Origin of the sequence: Roseibium sp. (assembly GCF_051016195.1) — a bacterium.
Taxonomy (GTDB): domain Bacteria; phylum Pseudomonadota; class Alphaproteobacteria; order Rhizobiales; family Stappiaceae; genus Roseibium.
The window spans coordinates 670,205-684,764 of sequence record NZ_CP134616.1; the positions used below are offsets into that span (position 1 = coordinate 670,205).

The following is a 14,560-nucleotide window of genomic DNA, read 5'->3' on the forward strand; positions in this document are numbered from 1 at the left end:
AAATATATGTATCTTTTCTTTTGATTTACAAAATATTAAACTTGTTTTATTTGATTATGCTGCATCAATACTATTGTTGATGCATTTTGCGCAAACTTCCGCACATGCATGAGAACAAGTGGATGAGCGGTCGCGATGGTACGATTGCTTGCCTCCGGCGCGTGCCAGTCAATTCGCGGTTAACCCGCTGCCAGCTGCGGAAATGAGCCAGTTCCTGACGCGCTCTGCATTCTCGCTGAGCGGACGGGCCTTCGACCACACCAGGTAGAAACCCATGCCGGTGTGCCAGCTCCACTCCCGGCGGGCGCTAAGCAGGTTGTTCGCGACAAGATCCGCCGCGAGATGGTTCCAGCCGAAGGCAAAGCCTTCTCCTGATATCGCGGCGTTCAGGACAAGCGCGTAGTCATTCAGCCTGAGACCAGACGGTGGTATCGACACAGCGCAGTTCTGTGCCTCGAACCAGTCTTTCCAACCCGGCCGCTCGCGCACCGGCTCCTCCAGATGGATCAGTGTCGCGGTGAGAATGTCTTCCCTCCGGAGGACAGCCGTTTGTGCCATCAATCCCGGGCTGGCAATCGGATAGATGACTTCGGGCGCGATCAGGAAAGCATGACACCCCGGCCAGTCTCCGTCTCCACGCCGGACGGCGAGCGAAATACCCTCATCGTCGATATCCGGTTCCCGGTCGCTCGATTGCAGACGCAGGTCGATCTCCGGATGAAGGTCACGCAGGGTCCTGAGGCGCGGCATCATCCAGTAGGTGTTGAAGGCTGTCGATGCGCACAGGGTGACGATCGCACTCCTGGCTTCAGACTGGACGGTGCGGGTTGCCTCGAGGATCTGGTGCAGGCCCTTCGATACCTCGGCGTAGTAGCCTGCCCCGACAGGCGTCAGCTCGACCCTCTTGTGTGATCTGAGAAACAGTGGTGTGCCGAGGGACTGTTCAAGCTGTTTGATCGCTGCGCTCACGGCCGGCTGCTGAACGTTGAGCTCCGATGCCGCCCGGGTAAAGGATCCATGTCGCGCCGCCGCCTCAAAGATGAGGAGATAGCGCGGAGATCCGACGACTTTCCAAAGGCTTTGCATAAACTCAGTTTATGCAAGTTGGTGTATTTTTCAATCGTCACAAGATCCCAAGCACGAACTAGATTTGCTTGACAGGTTCCGTGAAAGGCAAACCCATGGCGAGACGTGCACGCGCAGCGCGCGGACGCAGTGTGACAGGCAAACCGGACGCCCCGTTCATCAGGCGTGTGTTGCCTCAGATCAACATCCTCGACGAGGAGCAGATCGCGGCGCTCGAGGCCCAGGTCGACTGGATATTCGAAGAGGTTGGCGTCGCTTTCCGGGATGATCCCGAAGCCTTGCGTATCTGGCGCGACGCCGGTGCGCGGCTGGAGGGAGATCTCGTTCGCGCGGATGCGGCCTTTGTGCGCTCGCTCTGCAGCAAGGCACCGCGGGAATTCAGACAGCTCGCGCGCAACAGGGAAAAGACCGTCACCATCGGCGGTGCCAACCAGGTGTTTGCACCGGTCTACGGATCCCCCTTCGTGCGCGACCTTGAGGGCGGACGCCGGTACGGTGACATGGACAGCTTCGAGAAACTCGTGAAGCTGACCTACATGCACCCCTATCTGCATCACGGCGGGTTCGTGACCTGTGAGCCCTGTGACGTGCCGGTGTCGAAACGCCACCTCGACATGCTGTTCGCGCACATGACACTGAGCGACAAGCCGCATCTCGGCGCGATCACCGAAATGGGCCGGGCGGAAGACAGCGTCGCCATGGCCGAGATCGTCTTCGGGCGCTCGGTGATGGAGCATGAATGCGTGATCATGGGCAATGTGAACACCAACTCGCCGCTGCTGGTGGACAAGGTGGTGAGTGAAGCTGTGCGCGTCTATTGCGGGCGCGGGCAGGGCATCGTCGTTGCGCCGTTCATTTTGTCCGGCGCCATGGGGCCCGTTTCAACGGCGGCGTCGATCTGCCAGGCGATGGCCGAGGCGATGATGGTCTGCGCGTTTTCCCAGTTGGTCCGGCAAGGCGCACCATTCGTGCTCGGCAACTTTCTGAGTTCCATGAGCCTGAAGAGCGGCGCGCCGACGTTCGGCATGCCCGAGCCGCTGGTGTCCAACTATGCCATCGGACAGCTCGCGCGCCGGGCCGGTCTGCCGCTCCTATGCGGCGGCTCGCTGACCGCCTCGAAAATCGAAGACGCCCAGGCTGCCTATGAAAGCGTCGACAGCATGCATTCGACCATGCTGGCCGGAGCAAACTTCGTCCTGCATGCGGCAGGTTGGCTTGAGGGCGGACTGTGCACGGGCTTTGAGAAACTGATCATGGATGCCGACCGGCTCGGTTCCTACCAGAAGGTGCTTGGGGGTGGCCTCGACACGTCCAACGAAGCTTTTGCGCGCGACGCATACGGCGAGGTCGGGCCCGGCGGACACTTCCTCGGCTCGGCGCATACGATGCGGAACTACCAGACGGCTTTCTATGAACCAAGGCTGTCGGACAGCGAGAACGTGGAAAGCTGGGAAGAAGGCGGATCGAAGGATATGCGCCAGCGCGCTTTTGAACGCTGGCAGACCATGCTGGGTGAATACCAGCCGCCCGCGATGGACGAGGCGACGCGTGAGGAGCTTGAAGCTTTCGTGGCGCGCCGGAAAGAAGACCTGCCCGATGCCTGGTATTAGGATAACCGGTCTCAAGGCTACACCGGTCAACATTCCACTGGAAAAGCCGATGTGGTGGACCGGCGGTCACTATCCGGGCACGTCGAAAACCATCATCGAGGTGGAGACCGATCAGGGTCTCGTCGGCCTCGGCGAAGCCCCGTCGGTCGACGTTCTCGCCACGATCGGAGAGATGGGTGCGCGGCTGGTCGGCGCGGACCCGCTCGATATTGCCGGCTGCGAAAGCCTGAGCGTTCCGCCCTGGCAGATCGTGCAGAACACCGATGACAGTTCCGTCGTGAAGGCGTTCGGGGCGATCGAGATTGCCCTTTGGGACCTGCGCGGAAAGGTGTCAGGAGAACCCCTCTACCGGCTTCTCGGCGGCGCGGTGCGAAAGGAAATCCCCTTTACGGAATATTTCGCCTTTCGCGCCGGTGGTGAAACGAGCCCCGGCGAAGTCACCGACTATTGCCTGCGCATGCGTGAGGAGCATGGCGCGACGATGTTCGAAGGCAAACTCATCCTCGGTGATCCGAAGCTGGAGATAGACACGGTCAAGGCGCTGCGCACGGCGCTCGGGCCCGAAGCCATGCTGCGGTTGGACAGCAACATGCAATGGTCGCTTCCGAGCGCCATCCGGATCTTCCGGGAGATCGAACCCTACGACATCCGCAACTACGAAGACCCGGTCGCGACTTTCGAGGAGATGGCCGAGTTGCGCAAACATTCCTCGATCCGCATGTCGACCCATGTTCCGGACATCCGCCGCGCTGTCAGCCTGGGTGCTCCGGACTACATCGTAACCAACTTCGCCGTTCTGGGCGGGATTGCCAGAACTGTCCGCTTCATCGGGGCCTGCGAGGCGATGGGTGTCGGCTTCTGGTGTTATTCGGGAGATGCAGGGATTGCCACGGCCGGTTACCTGCACATGTCTGCGGCGATGGCCTGGATAACCGAACCGAGCCAGTCGCTGTTCCGCTGGCAGGTCGGCGATGTCATCGAAGGCGGCCCGTTCCGTCAGACCAACGACGTGATTGCGGTGCCTGAAGATCCCGGGCTCGGCGTGACGCTCGACCGGAGCGCCCTCGCCCACTGGCACCGGCACTTCGTTGAGAACGGACCGCTCGATCACTTCCACGATCCGGCGCTGCCGGGCCGTTTCCGGCGGCTGCCGCTGAATTGAAGTCCCCTGGCAGGCCGTGCCCGGCTTCAATCCCGATCACGCGATCTGGTGCGCGGAGAGTGTGTCCGGCGCGAAGACCCGCTGATTGTGAGGCGTCACGCCAAACCGGTTCTGATAGGTGCGGATGAAATGAGACGGAGACTCGTATCCGCAGGCGAGCGCAATTTCCGAAATCGATTGCTCGGTCTGGAGCAGAAGGTTCCGGGCCTTTGTCAGCTTCTGATTGATCGCGTATTTCTTCGGCGACATTTTCAGATGCTTCTGGAACAGCCGTTCCAGCTGACGCGTGGAAATGCCGATGCGCCGCGCGATTTCCGAGGTCGGCATGTAGAAGGGCGCGCTTTCGTTCAGGAGCCGGATCGCCTCCGCAATATGCGGATTGCGGATGCCGTAACGCGCCTGAACCGAAATCTGTTGCGTCGCATGCGCCGGGCGTACGCCCGAATAGACCATCTGGTCGGCGATCGCCATGGCCAGATCAAGACCATGTGTCTCCCCGATCAGATGCAGCATCAGGTCTGTTGCAGCCGTGCCGCCGGACGCGGTCACGAAGGCTTCATCGGCCACGAAGACGTTGCGGACCAGTTCCACCTCGGGAAAATTTTCCTGGAAGCTGTCATGGAACGCCCAGTGCATGGCCGCGCGGCGATTGTCCAGGAGGCCTGCCTTGGCGAGCACGAAAGCACCGGAGCACAGAGCACCGATCCGGGTGCCGCGCGCCCGCTCCCGGCGAATGAAGGAAAGGACCTCCGGCGAGGCGCGTTCACCCACATTGAGGCCGGAGATCAGGAACAGACTGCCCCGGGGCGGCAGCGGATCAAGACCCTGATCTACGAGGGTGACGGTGCGGTTGGAACAGACCGCGCTCTCGCCCGAGGGTGACACCAGACGCCATCGGTAAAGCTCCTTGCCCGAAAGCAGGTTGGCGATGCGCAGTGGCTCGACCGCGCATGAAAATGCGATGTGGGAAAAATCGTCCAGCAAAAGAAAGCTGACGTCGGTTGTGCGGGACATGTCGCTTTTCTCCGGCCTCTGTCGCCTCAGCTTCATGAGCCCCGGCGACGCCTTTGTATAATTCTTGTGTTGCTATTGTATTCATCATGTATACAAACAGGTCAACAAAAATCGGTTGGGGAAGGTGCCATGCCCAATGTGCGCGGCAGTGCTAAGTCGCTCGCCTATGAAGATCTGAAACGAGCCATCCTGACGCTCGACCGGCTGCCGGGAAGTTCACTGGAAGAGGGAGAGCTGTGCGACCGCTACGGTCTGTCGCGGACGCCCTTGCGCGAGGTGCTGCAGCAACTGGCCGGCGAAGGCTTCGTCGTGCTGCAACAGAACCGCGGCGCGCGGGTGTCCGACATGACCCATTACACGCTCCGCGACTTCTTTCTGGCAGCACCTCTCATCTACAGCTCGATCCTGCGTCTCGCCGTTCAGAACGCCAGACCGTCCCAGATCGAAGACCTCAAAGAGGCGCAGGAAGCCTTTCGCGAAGCATTGCAATCGGGCGGCACCACAGACCGTGCGCTTACCAATGACCAGTTTCACCGCATCACCGGGCAAATGGCCGGCAACAGCTACCTGCTTGCGAGCCTCGACAGGCTGCTGATCGATCACACGCGGATCGCGATGACGTTCTTCAAGCCGAAGTCGGGCGCAAAGGAAGACCGGCTGGCACTGGCATGCGCTCAGCACGACGAGATGATTGCCTGCATCGAAAACGGCGATGAGGATCGCGCCGCCGAGCTGGCGCTGGAGCATTGGGCGCTGTCGCGCGACCAGATTGAATTGTTCGTGATGCCGGACGGACTGGAAGCACCGCTCGGCGTTCCGCCGAAGCAGAAATCCGCATGAGGACCCAATGACACCCATCATGGCTTTCGAGGGCATCTACACGCCCGTGGTCACCCCTTATGACGAGGACGGCAATGTCGTCTGGGATGCACTTGGAAAGGTGATCGACCACCTGGTGGACAGCGGCGTCCACGGACTGATTTCCGGCGGATCAACCGGTGAAAACTATACCCAGACCGTCGAGGAACGCCTCGAACTGGCACGTTTCACCCATGAGAAACTGGCCGGGCGGCTGCCGCTGATCGTCGGGACCGGTACCATGCGAACCCCGGACTCCATTGCACTGGCGGAAGGCGGCGCAAAGATCGGTGCTGCCGCGCTGCTGGTTGCAACACCGCCCTACGCGGTGCCGACCGAGCGGGAAAACGCGCTCAACGTCCTGACCATCGACCGGGCCGCCGATCTGCCGATCATGCTCTACAACTACCCCGGACGCATGGGCGTGAACATGGGCGAGGAATTTCTCGACCGTGTCGGCCGCTCGCGCAATGTCTGTGCCATCAAGGAGAGTTCGGGCGACATCAACCGGGTCCACCTGCTGGCGCGTGACTATCCCCATATTCAGATGTCCTGCGGCATGGACGATCAGGCCCTTGAGTTCTTCGCCTGGGGTGCGCGCAGCTGGGTCTGCGCCGGATCAAATTTCCTACCCGATGAACACGTCGCCCTTTACCGGGCCTGCGCCGTGGAAGGCGATTTCACCAAGGGCCGCCGGATCATGTCCGCGATGATGCCGCTGATGCGCGTTCTGGAACAGGGTGGCAAGTTCATCCAGTGCGTCAAGCACGGCGTCGAGATGACGGGCCTTCGCGCCGGCCCGCCGCGGCCACCCTTGAAAGCGCTGAACAAGGACGACAAGCGCCAGCTGGAACAGGTCATCCGGGTTTTGAAATCCACAATCCAAGATATCTCGGCGGGAGCGTGAGCATGACTGATCTTCTGACACACGAAGAATACCGGGCCCTTGCCGCCAATCTCGTCCTGCCCACCAGCGCGTTTATCGACGGCAGTTATCGGCCCGCCCAATCTGGAAAGACCTTTGCGACCGTCAATCCGGCGACCGGCGAGACACTTGCAGAGATTGCGGCCTGCGGCGCTGCGGATGTCGATTTCGCTGTTCTGAAGGCGCGCGAAGCGTTCGAAGACGGACGCTGGTCCAGGATGCATCCGTCCGAGCGTAAGGACATCCTGATCCGCTTTGCCAAGCTATTGACCCGCAACCGGCGCGAGCTTGCCGTCATGGAGAGTGTCGACAGCGGCAAGACGATCTTCGACTGTGAAACCGTGGACGTTCCCGAGACGATCCATTGCCTGAAGTGGCATGCGGAGGCCATCGACAAGATCTACGACCAGGTGTCGCCCGCCTCCGACGACCATATTGCCATGATCGTGCGCGAACCCGTTGGCGTTGTCGGTCTCGTGTTGCCCTGGAACTTTCCCCTCCTGATGCTGGCCTGGAAAATCGGTCCCGCGCTTGCCGCAGGGTGTTCGGTGATCGTGAAACCGGCAGAGGAAACCTCGCTCACCGCGCTGCGTGTCGCCGAACTCGCGATGGAAGCCGGTATTCCGCGCGGTGTCTTCAACGTCGTTCCGGGCACCGGACCTGATGTCGGCGAACCGCTCGGCCGGCACATGGATGTCGACATGGTCTCCTTCACCGGATCGACGGAGACCGGCCGCCGGTTCCTGCGTTATGCGGCAGACAGCAATCTGAAGGAAGTTGTACTGGAAATGGGCGGCAAGAACCCCAGCGTTGTCCTGAAGGACGCCGAAAATCTCGACCGCGTCGCGGCGCATGTCGTCAATGGTGCGTTCTGGAACATGGGCGAAAACTGCTCCGCGAGTTCGCGCCTAATCGTGGAGGAAGAGGTGAAGGACGCTCTGCTGGAACGCATCTTTGCCCATGCCCGGGAGTGGACCATGGGTGACCCGCTCGATCCGGAGCACCGCGTCGGCGCGCTGGTTTCATCGGCGCATTTCGGCAAGGTGAGCTCCTACCTTGATACGGGCGCGACCGTGCTCATGGGAGGTAGGACGCAGGACGGCGCCTTTGTCGAACCGACGATCCTGGAAGCACCGGCTGGGTCCAGTATTGCGCAGGAAGAGATTTTCGGACCGGTGCTGAATGTCATGACGGTGACCGGGTTCGATGAGGCGATTGAATTGGCCAATTCCACCAAATATGGCCTGGCGGCATCGATCTTCACCGCCAACACGAAAAAGGCCCTTCGCGGCGCGCGCGCCATCCGGGCGGGGACGGTGACGGTCAACTGTTTCGGCGAAGGCGATATCGCAACGCCCTTCGGCGGCTACAAGCAATCCGGTTTTGGCGGCCGCGACAACAGCCTCGCCGCCCATGACCAGTACACGCAACTCAAGACGATCTGGCTTGATCTCTCCGACGACGAGGACGAGGCCGTGGGATGACCGCAATCCGGTCCGCCAAGTTACTTCCGGACCTGGCGGGACCTGCCGCCTGGAACCGGATTTTGGCGGACCAGCCGGAACCCGAAGCACTTACCGGCTCCACATCAGCGGATGTCGTGATCGTCGGTGCCGGCTTTGCCGGACTTTCTGCAGCGCGCCGCCTCACGCAGATCGATACGGGTTTGCGCGTCGTCGTCCTGGATGCCTGCCGGATCGCGGAAAGCTCCGCCGGACGCAATTCCGGCTTCATGATCGACCTTCCGCATGAACTGAATTCAGAAGACTACGCAAGTGCGGGCGACGATCAGGCGATCACCAGCCTCAACCGCAAGGCCATCGATTTCGCCGGCGAGGCGGTTGACGCGTATCAGATCGATCCGAATTTCTTCGATCGGGCGGGGAAGATCAACGGTGCGGCAAGCGCCAAGGCGGCCGAGCACAACGCAAGTTACGCCAGGCACCTTGCCGGTCTCGGTGAGACCTTCGAGATGCTGGACGCAAAACAGATGTCGGAGATCACCGGAAGCCGCCACTACCTGTCCGGCCTTCATACGCCGGGAACCGTCATGCTGCAGCCTGCCGGTTACATCCGCGGTCTCGCGCGCGGATTACGGCAGGCGGGGGTTCGTATCTTCGAGCACAGCCCGGTGACGCAGTTTCAACGCGAAGGACCCGCCTGGAAGGTCGTCACGCCTGGGGGCCACGTCGCAACAGAGAAGATCATTCTCACCGTCAACGGGCATCTGGAAAGTTTCGGTTATGAACAGGACCGCCTGATGCAGCTGTTCCTGTTCGCGGTGATGACGCCCGAACTGGATAAGGATCAACTTGCAAAACTCGGCGGTTCCTCCCGCTGGGGCGTCACCCCGTCGGACCCGATGGGAACGACCATGCGAAGAATTGATACCGGCCAGGGCGGCAACCGGATCATCACGCGCACTTGCGCGCTTCTGAAACCCGACATGCGGCCACAGGAAAAGAGCCTCGACCGCGCGGCCCGTGTCATGCAGCGCAAGTTCGACCGGCGGTTTCCGCAACTTTCCGGCATGAAAATGGAGTACCGGTGGGCCGGGCATCTTTGCCTCAGCCTGAACTCGGTCGCAGTGATGCGGGAACTGGAAGAGGGCGTCTATTCGGGTTGCGTTCAGAATGGTCTCGGGACGGCACGCGGTACCCTCACCGGCATGGGTGCCGCTGAGCTGGCCTGCAGCGTGTCGAGTGTAATCACCCGGCATTTCAATGCTGAAGCCCGCCCGAAGAAGCTGCCCCCGCAGCCCTTCCGCGAACTGGGCGCCAACCTGGTTCTGCGCTGGAAAGAGTGGCGCGCTGCGGCGGAATGAGCCTGCAAACTGCTCGCAACGGGACGGGAGGGAAATGGAACGGGCACGACATGGATGCCATGGTCAAGCCCACTGCTGTCCGGTTTGGAATTTGCTTGTCGAACTTATGTCATTGAGAAAGCGGCAGTGTTCCGTCCGGCGCCAAGTTGGGACAAGGACTTGTTTTCCGGATTTGTCGTCCCGGTTTGGCGCGTAAGCGGCAAGACCGGGATCTAGTACGCCGTGTGACTTCAGGTTAGAAGAAGCGGGAGAAACAACGGGTTACTGGTTCCCTGCCTTCCACTGCGCTTCAGCAGGGATGACAAGTCTGCATACGCAAACGCGCCCTACGGGACCCATTTCGTCATAAACCGGACAGGAGTGGGTCAAGCCATGGCATGACAATTGATCGATGCAGTACGGTGCTTTGCATCGTCGCCCCGCATAAGCGCAGCGAAGATCCGGAAGGACAAGGAAGGTGAGAGGGAATGCTGATCCGATTCTGCAGCAATGACCGGCCATCAAACCACCCAGCCAAACGCATACCCGGCCATCATCGATCCCGTCACCGCCAGGACCAGATAGAGAAGGAACGGACGCAGTTTCAGAACCGGGAAAATCGCCAGGGCGCCCCAGATGCTGACAACGCCTCCGGACACCAGAAAGGCCATGGCCGCACCGGGGGCCATGCCGTTGTCGACAAGGGCGCGGGTCAGCGGAAGCGCCGCGTAGCCGTCGATATAGGCAGGAGCGCCAACGAAAACGGCGGCGGGAATGGCCCACCACTTGTCGGCTCCGACATATTGCGCAAGCGAGCCGGGGGTCAGCACGGCGTTGAGGGCATATTCGGCGAAGAAGGCCGGGATCAGGCAGATCAGGATGAGGCGCGTTGTCGCCGCCCCCTGCCGGTAAAAGGCGGTGCGCCTGCCCTCGTCCCGCCAGACCCGCGGCTCGAAGGAGGTGGCACCACAGCATGATCCGGCCGCAAGGTCGGACGCCAGCCCGCCTTTGCGCAGGATGTTTCCGACCTCGTTGTGCCGGCTGAGCATTGCCGTGACGATCCCACCGAACAGGCCCAGGCCGAAGGCTGCAACCGTCTTGCCGACAGCGAAAGCAAGGCCGAGCGTTGCTGCTGTCGTTGCCAGCATGGCCGGGTCGGTGACCGGAGAGGACAGCCAGAATGCCATGACGGGTGCGAGCGGCACGCCCGCTGCCAGAAGACCGACCATAAGCGGCAGGATCGTGACGCCGCAAACGGGTGTTATCGCACCGATCAGGGAAGCGGCAAAAATCGCACGCAGCATCCGCCCTTCAAATGCCCGGCTGATGATCTTGTCGGCGCCGCTCGCCATGATCCAGGCGGTCAACAAGATGCCCGGCACCACAAGCGGAGAAACGCTCACGAGACCCAGAAACGAAAACCTCAGGCCGTCGATGACAAAATCCGGCCAGACAAGCACCGGGATGATGATGACGGCGGCCAGCGCTGCATGACGCCAGATCCGGCTCCTGCTGCGGCTTAAGGTCGTTTGCGAGATGTTCATGGACGGCTCTCCTGATTGACGTCAGCAGGATAAGCGTGTCTTCTTCATAAGAAAAATGAATAGCTTAAATTCCAGATATTGAGAAAACCAATGCCCAATCTCGATAGCGAACTCCTGCGCACCTTTCTTGCCGTCGCCGAAACCGGCAGCATCACGGAAGGCGGAACACTCATTGGACGGTCCCAGTCCGCAATCAGCCTCCAGATCGCCCGGCTGGAACAGACCATCGGCCAAAGCGTCTTCCACCGGAACGGGCGCGGTGTTGTGCTGACCGATGCGGGCAAACAGCTCTATCCGGTCGCAAGAGATGTGACGGCGAGACTGGACGCGACGCTGCGCGACCTCGCCACAACTCCCCTCAGCGGATCCTTGCGCCTTGGCATTCCCGATGATCACGGCCGCGCGAAACTCACGCAGATCGTCGGCAACTTCGCCCGGTCCCACCCCCAGGTCCAACTGGATGTGACCTGTTCCCTGAGCCCTGACTTTCCCGGGATGCTGGCAAAAGGCCGGCTCGATCTTGCCGTCTACGAGGTTCAGAACCCCGCGCCCGGCGAGGAAATAATCTATGAAGACAGCACGCACTGGGTCATGAGCAAGCACCGAAATCTCCTGGATCTGGAGCCATTGCCCGTTGCGCTGTTCGACCGTGCCTGCTGGTGGCGCGAGGCTGCCATCGCCGCGCTGACAGCTGCCGGAAAGGCCTACCGCATGGTCTATTCGAGCCAGAGCGTCGCCGGCGTCAAGGCGGCCGTCGAAGCGGGCGTCGCCGTCGGCGTCCTCGGCAAATCCTCGATTGACCGCTCCATGACGATCCTGCGGGAAAAAGAGGGTTTCGTGCCGACACCGTCTTCCAAACTGGTGATCGGTGCGGGCGCGCATCAGGACGCCGACCTGATCAATTCCATGAAAGAAGAAATCCGTGCCGCGTTCCAGGGCCGTTCGACACCATTCACCTGAGCACGGAGCGGTCAGGGCAGGCTCAGCCTCGTCATCCGGCCCCCATCGACCACGTAGGTCTGACCCGTGATGAAACCGCTCTCGCCAGCGGCCAGGAAGGCGACGAGCGCAGCGACTTCTTCCGGGTCGCCCGTGCGTCCAAGGGGATGGAGCGACCCGACATCTCGCCTGAAGGCGTCCGGATCGGGCATTGAGTTGACAAAATCGAGATTGAGATCGGTGTCGATCCAACCAGGCGCAACCGCATTGCAGCGGATGCCGTCCTTGCCGTGATCGACGGCAACCGCGCGCGTCAGGCCGTGGAGCCCGGCCTTGGACGCCGAATAGGCGGCGTGATTGCCGTTGCAGCCGATCGCCTCGATGGACCCGACATTGACGATTGCTCCGCGGCTTGCCTTCAGGTGCGGCAAGGCATGTTTGATCAGCAAAAACGGCGCGGTCAGATTTACGGTGAGCGCCCGCTGCCAGGCGTCAAGCTCCATGTTCTCTACCGACGCTTCCTGCATGATGCCGGCATTGTTCACCAGAATGTCGAGTCCACCGGCACGAGCGGCGACTTCATCAATCACGCGGGGCACCGCCCCCGGATCGGACAAATCTGCGAAGATGTTGTCAAATTCGGGATCGTCGCCGCGCTGCACCGTGAAGACTTGCGCGCCTTCGCTGCGCAAACGCGTCGCGATGGCCCGTCCGATACCGCTGCGCCCGCCGGTAACGAGCGCCACTTTCCCCGCAAAGCGCGTCATGAAACGGATTTCCCGCCATTGACCTCAACCAGCGCCCCGCACATGTAGCGGGCCGCATCGGAGGCAAGAAACAGCACGACGTCGGCAATGTCGTCCGGTCTTGCCACCCGGCCGAGAGGCACGGTCTGACCGAGTTCCTCGATAGCCGATTGCGGGTCGAAGCCGCGCATCTCGAACCCCGTTCTGAGCATTGGTGTATCGACCTCGTTCGGACAAACGGCGTTGATCCTGATGCCTTCGCGGGCATGATCCCGGCCCATGCACTGGGTCAGGGAAGCGATCGCCGCCTTTGTCATGCAGTAGACGGCATGGTTCGGGCCCGGATGAACGCCCCAGCACGACGCCGTGTTGACGATTGCGCCGCCCCCGTTCGCGGCCAGAAGCGGGATGGCCGCCCGGCAGATCCGAAAAGGCGCCTCGACATTTACCCCTACCGAGAGTTCAAAATCCGCATCCGTTGTTTCCGTCACCGGGCCACGGGTGATGACACCCGCGTTGTTGATGATGATATCAAGCCCGCCAAGCGCTTCGGCGGCAGCCGGCGGCAAGCCGTCGCAATAGGCGGCGTCCAGCAGGTCCCCCTCCAACCGGGCCTCGGCTTCAACATCCGAGCAATCCCGGTCAGCCGCAGCAACGATCGCTCCCTCCGCGCGCAGCATTCCCGTGATGACCTTGCCAATCCCGCCTGCCGATCCGGTCACAAGCACTTTCTTGCCTGAAAATCGCATGAACTGTTTCTCCGTCAGAAAGTGGCAATGGGGTCCCCGAACAGGGACTCGTTCACATCGACACCAAGACCGGGGCCGGAGGGCAGATCGATGTGACCCTGCCGAATTCGAACGCCGCCGTTTTCGGAATAGGGCGTTTCGATCATCGGCTCCGCCAGCCAGACGCCTTCGAGCAGGGTGGGCTTGACCGTCGCCGCGACGTGCGTGCAGGCAGCGGCGATGATATCGCCGCCCCATGCATCGTCGCATGTGTGCGGCAGGTTCAGGGCCTCGCACATATCGCGGAACGCTGCCATCTGCTGCAGGCCGCCGATCCGGGTGATCTTCATGCCGAAACCGTCGACGATGCCAAGACCTGCCGCGCGCACGGCCGTCGCGAGATCGACGCCGCTTTCATCCATATAGATCGCGTGGCTGACCTGCGGCCGGATCTTTTCAAGGTCCTCGATGCGGTTGCAGGGCTGTTCCATGACGAAAGGGATCTCCGGGCATTCCCGGCTGACGCGCAAGGCGTCGCGTGTCGTCCAGCCCCTGTTGCCGTCGACGGCGAGACGCATGCCTGAACCCGACACCGTTTCCCAGACCTTGCGGATTGTTTCGATGTCCGCCTCCACCGGACGCCCGCCGACTTTGATCTGCAGGCGCGGATAACCTTCGTCGCGCTTTTCTGCCGCGATCCTGGCAATCTCCTCCGGCGCTCCGACCCCTGTGGCATAGTAGGACGGCACCCGGTTCCGTGCCGCGCCGCCGAGGAGGTCGGCGACAGGCACGCAATAAGTTTTCCCGAGGAGATCATGCGCGGCGATGTCGATCGCCGCCTTGGCATAGTTATGCCCGTTGAGCGCACCATGCATCGCCCGGTTCAACAAGAGCGGCCTGACCTCCTGGCCGATCAGCGAAGGTGCCATCTGCTGCAGCGCAGCCTGGGCGCCCAATGCGTGTGCCTCCGCGTAAGTGGGTCCGACGGGGCATGTCTCTCCCCAACCGGCAAGGCCATTGTCGGCGACAATCCTGACCAGCGTTGTCTGAAGGGCCCAAACCTCGGCATTCGCCATCGTGTAGGGACCGTTCTTCACGGGGAGATCGTGGCGGAAAATCTCGACCGATTTTATTTTCATGCGTCA

13 protein-coding genes are annotated in these 14,560 nt (G+C 61.4%); 7 read left to right on the plus strand and 6 right to left on the minus strand.

The window, feature by feature from the left end:
- Positions 1 to 168 precede the first annotated feature (168 nt).
- Positions 169 to 1,086, minus strand: coding sequence for a LysR substrate-binding domain-containing protein (locus tag RDA78_RS03065; RefSeq protein WP_434053899.1), 918 nt, complete (start codon positions 1,084 to 1,086; stop codon positions 169 to 171).
- Between the two features lie 95 nt (positions 1,087 to 1,181).
- Here RDA78_RS03065 and RDA78_RS03070 point away from each other — a divergent pair, with 95 nt between their 5' ends.
- Both RDA78_RS03070 and RDA78_RS03075 read left to right on the plus strand, forming a co-directional pair.
- Positions 1,182 to 2,696: a trimethylamine methyltransferase family protein gene (locus RDA78_RS03070; RefSeq protein ID WP_434053900.1), complete on the plus strand. Its 1,515-nt coding sequence runs from the start codon at positions 1,182 to 1,184 to the stop codon at positions 2,694 to 2,696.
- Positions 2,683 to 3,858 carry a mandelate racemase/muconate lactonizing enzyme family protein gene (locus RDA78_RS03075; RefSeq protein WP_434053901.1) on the plus strand — a complete coding sequence of 392 codons (1,176 nt, stop codon included), beginning with the start codon at positions 2,683 to 2,685 and terminating at the stop codon, positions 3,856 to 3,858. Before RDA78_RS03070 ends, RDA78_RS03075 begins: the two co-directional genes overlap by 14 nt.
- A 36-nt stretch (positions 3,859 to 3,894) precedes the next feature.
- On the opposite strand, the gene RDA78_RS03080 is transcribed toward RDA78_RS03075, so the two are convergent.
- Positions 3,895 to 4,872, minus strand: coding sequence for a GlxA family transcriptional regulator (locus RDA78_RS03080; RefSeq protein ID WP_434053902.1), 978 nt, complete (start codon positions 4,870 to 4,872; stop codon positions 3,895 to 3,897).
- Between the two features lie 129 nt (positions 4,873 to 5,001).
- On the opposite strand from RDA78_RS03080, the gene RDA78_RS03085 reads away from it, so the two are divergent.
- From RDA78_RS03085 to RDA78_RS03100, 4 genes are read left to right on the plus strand one after another with little or no spacing between them, the layout of a single operon-like run.
- Positions 5,002 to 5,712, plus strand: coding sequence for a GntR family transcriptional regulator (locus tag RDA78_RS03085; protein WP_434053903.1), 711 nt, complete (start codon positions 5,002 to 5,004; stop codon positions 5,710 to 5,712).
- Between the two features lie 19 nt (positions 5,713 to 5,731).
- A complete protein-coding gene (locus RDA78_RS03090; RefSeq protein WP_434056094.1) occupies positions 5,732 to 6,637 on the plus strand; it encodes a dihydrodipicolinate synthase family protein in 906 nt (301 codons plus the stop codon).
- A gap of 2 nt (positions 6,638 to 6,639) precedes the next feature.
- Positions 6,640 to 8,139 (plus strand): aldehyde dehydrogenase, encoded by a 1,500-nt coding sequence (locus RDA78_RS03095; RefSeq protein WP_434053904.1) that lies wholly within the window; start codon positions 6,640 to 6,642, stop codon positions 8,137 to 8,139.
- A complete protein-coding gene (locus tag RDA78_RS03100) occupies positions 8,136 to 9,479 on the plus strand; it encodes an NAD(P)/FAD-dependent oxidoreductase (protein ID WP_434053905.1) in 1,344 nt (447 codons plus the stop codon). Before RDA78_RS03095 ends, RDA78_RS03100 begins: the two co-directional genes overlap by 4 nt.
- Before the next feature lie 500 nt (positions 9,480 to 9,979).
- Here RDA78_RS03100 and RDA78_RS03105 read toward each other — a convergent pair whose 3' ends face one another.
- Positions 9,980 to 11,002, minus strand: coding sequence for a permease (locus tag RDA78_RS03105; RefSeq protein ID WP_434053906.1), 1,023 nt, complete (start codon positions 11,000 to 11,002; stop codon positions 9,980 to 9,982).
- Between the two features lie 90 nt (positions 11,003 to 11,092).
- Here RDA78_RS03105 and RDA78_RS03110 point away from each other — a divergent pair, with 90 nt between their 5' ends.
- Complete coding sequence (locus tag RDA78_RS03110; protein WP_434053907.1) at positions 11,093 to 11,962, plus strand: LysR family transcriptional regulator; 870 nt, start codon at positions 11,093 to 11,095, stop codon at positions 11,960 to 11,962.
- An 11-nt stretch (positions 11,963 to 11,973) separates the two neighbouring features.
- On the opposite strand, the gene RDA78_RS03115 is transcribed toward RDA78_RS03110, so the two are convergent.
- From RDA78_RS03115 to RDA78_RS03125, 3 genes are read right to left on the minus strand one after another with little or no spacing between them, the layout of a single operon-like run.
- A complete protein-coding gene (locus RDA78_RS03115; RefSeq protein WP_434053908.1) occupies positions 11,974 to 12,708 on the minus strand; it encodes an SDR family NAD(P)-dependent oxidoreductase in 735 nt (244 codons plus the stop codon).
- Positions 12,705 to 13,436 (minus strand): SDR family NAD(P)-dependent oxidoreductase, encoded by a 732-nt coding sequence (locus RDA78_RS03120; RefSeq protein WP_434053909.1) that lies wholly within the window; start codon positions 13,434 to 13,436, stop codon positions 12,705 to 12,707. Before RDA78_RS03120 ends, RDA78_RS03115 begins: the two co-directional genes overlap by 4 nt.
- Positions 13,437 to 13,450: 14 nt before the next feature.
- A complete protein-coding gene (locus RDA78_RS03125) occupies positions 13,451 to 14,554 on the minus strand; it encodes a mandelate racemase/muconate lactonizing enzyme family protein (RefSeq protein WP_434053910.1) in 1,104 nt (367 codons plus the stop codon).
- Between the last annotated feature and the right edge of the window lie 6 nt (positions 14,555 to 14,560).

What these genes read in the sequence shown, in the direction of transcription:
- RDA78_RS03115 (WP_434053908.1), bottom strand. Translation starts at nt 12,708, where the DNA reads ATGACGCGCTTTGCGGGGAAAGTGGCGCTCGTTACCGGCGGGCGCAGC.
- RDA78_RS03105 (WP_434053906.1), bottom strand. Translation starts at nt 11,002, where the DNA reads ATGAACATCTCGCAAACGACCTTAAGCCGCAGCAGGAGCCGGATCTGG.
- RDA78_RS03070 (WP_434053900.1), top strand. Translation starts at nt 1,182, where the DNA reads ATGGCGAGACGTGCACGCGCAGCGCGCGGACGCAGTGTGACAGGCAAA.
- RDA78_RS03090 (WP_434056094.1), top strand. Translation starts at nt 5,732, where the DNA reads ATGGCTTTCGAGGGCATCTACACGCCCGTGGTCACCCCTTATGACGAG.
- RDA78_RS03100 (WP_434053905.1), top strand. Translation starts at nt 8,136, where the DNA reads ATGACCGCAATCCGGTCCGCCAAGTTACTTCCGGACCTGGCGGGACCT.
- RDA78_RS03065 (WP_434053899.1), bottom strand. Translation starts at nt 1,086, where the DNA reads ATGCAAAGCCTTTGGAAAGTCGTCGGATCTCCGCGCTATCTCCTCATC.
- RDA78_RS03120 (WP_434053909.1), bottom strand. Translation starts at nt 13,436, where the DNA reads ATGCGATTTTCAGGCAAGAAAGTGCTTGTGACCGGATCGGCAGGCGGG.
- RDA78_RS03085 (WP_434053903.1), top strand. Translation starts at nt 5,002, where the DNA reads ATGCCCAATGTGCGCGGCAGTGCTAAGTCGCTCGCCTATGAAGATCTG.
- RDA78_RS03125 (WP_434053910.1), bottom strand. Translation starts at nt 14,554, where the DNA reads ATGAAAATAAAATCGGTCGAGATTTTCCGCCACGATCTCCCCGTGAAG.
- RDA78_RS03110 (WP_434053907.1), top strand. Translation starts at nt 11,093, where the DNA reads ATGCCCAATCTCGATAGCGAACTCCTGCGCACCTTTCTTGCCGTCGCC.
- RDA78_RS03075 (WP_434053901.1), top strand. Translation starts at nt 2,683, where the DNA reads ATGCCTGGTATTAGGATAACCGGTCTCAAGGCTACACCGGTCAACATT.
- RDA78_RS03080 (WP_434053902.1), bottom strand. Translation starts at nt 4,872, where the DNA reads ATGTCCCGCACAACCGACGTCAGCTTTCTTTTGCTGGACGATTTTTCC.
- RDA78_RS03095 (WP_434053904.1), top strand. Translation starts at nt 6,640, where the DNA reads ATGACTGATCTTCTGACACACGAAGAATACCGGGCCCTTGCCGCCAAT.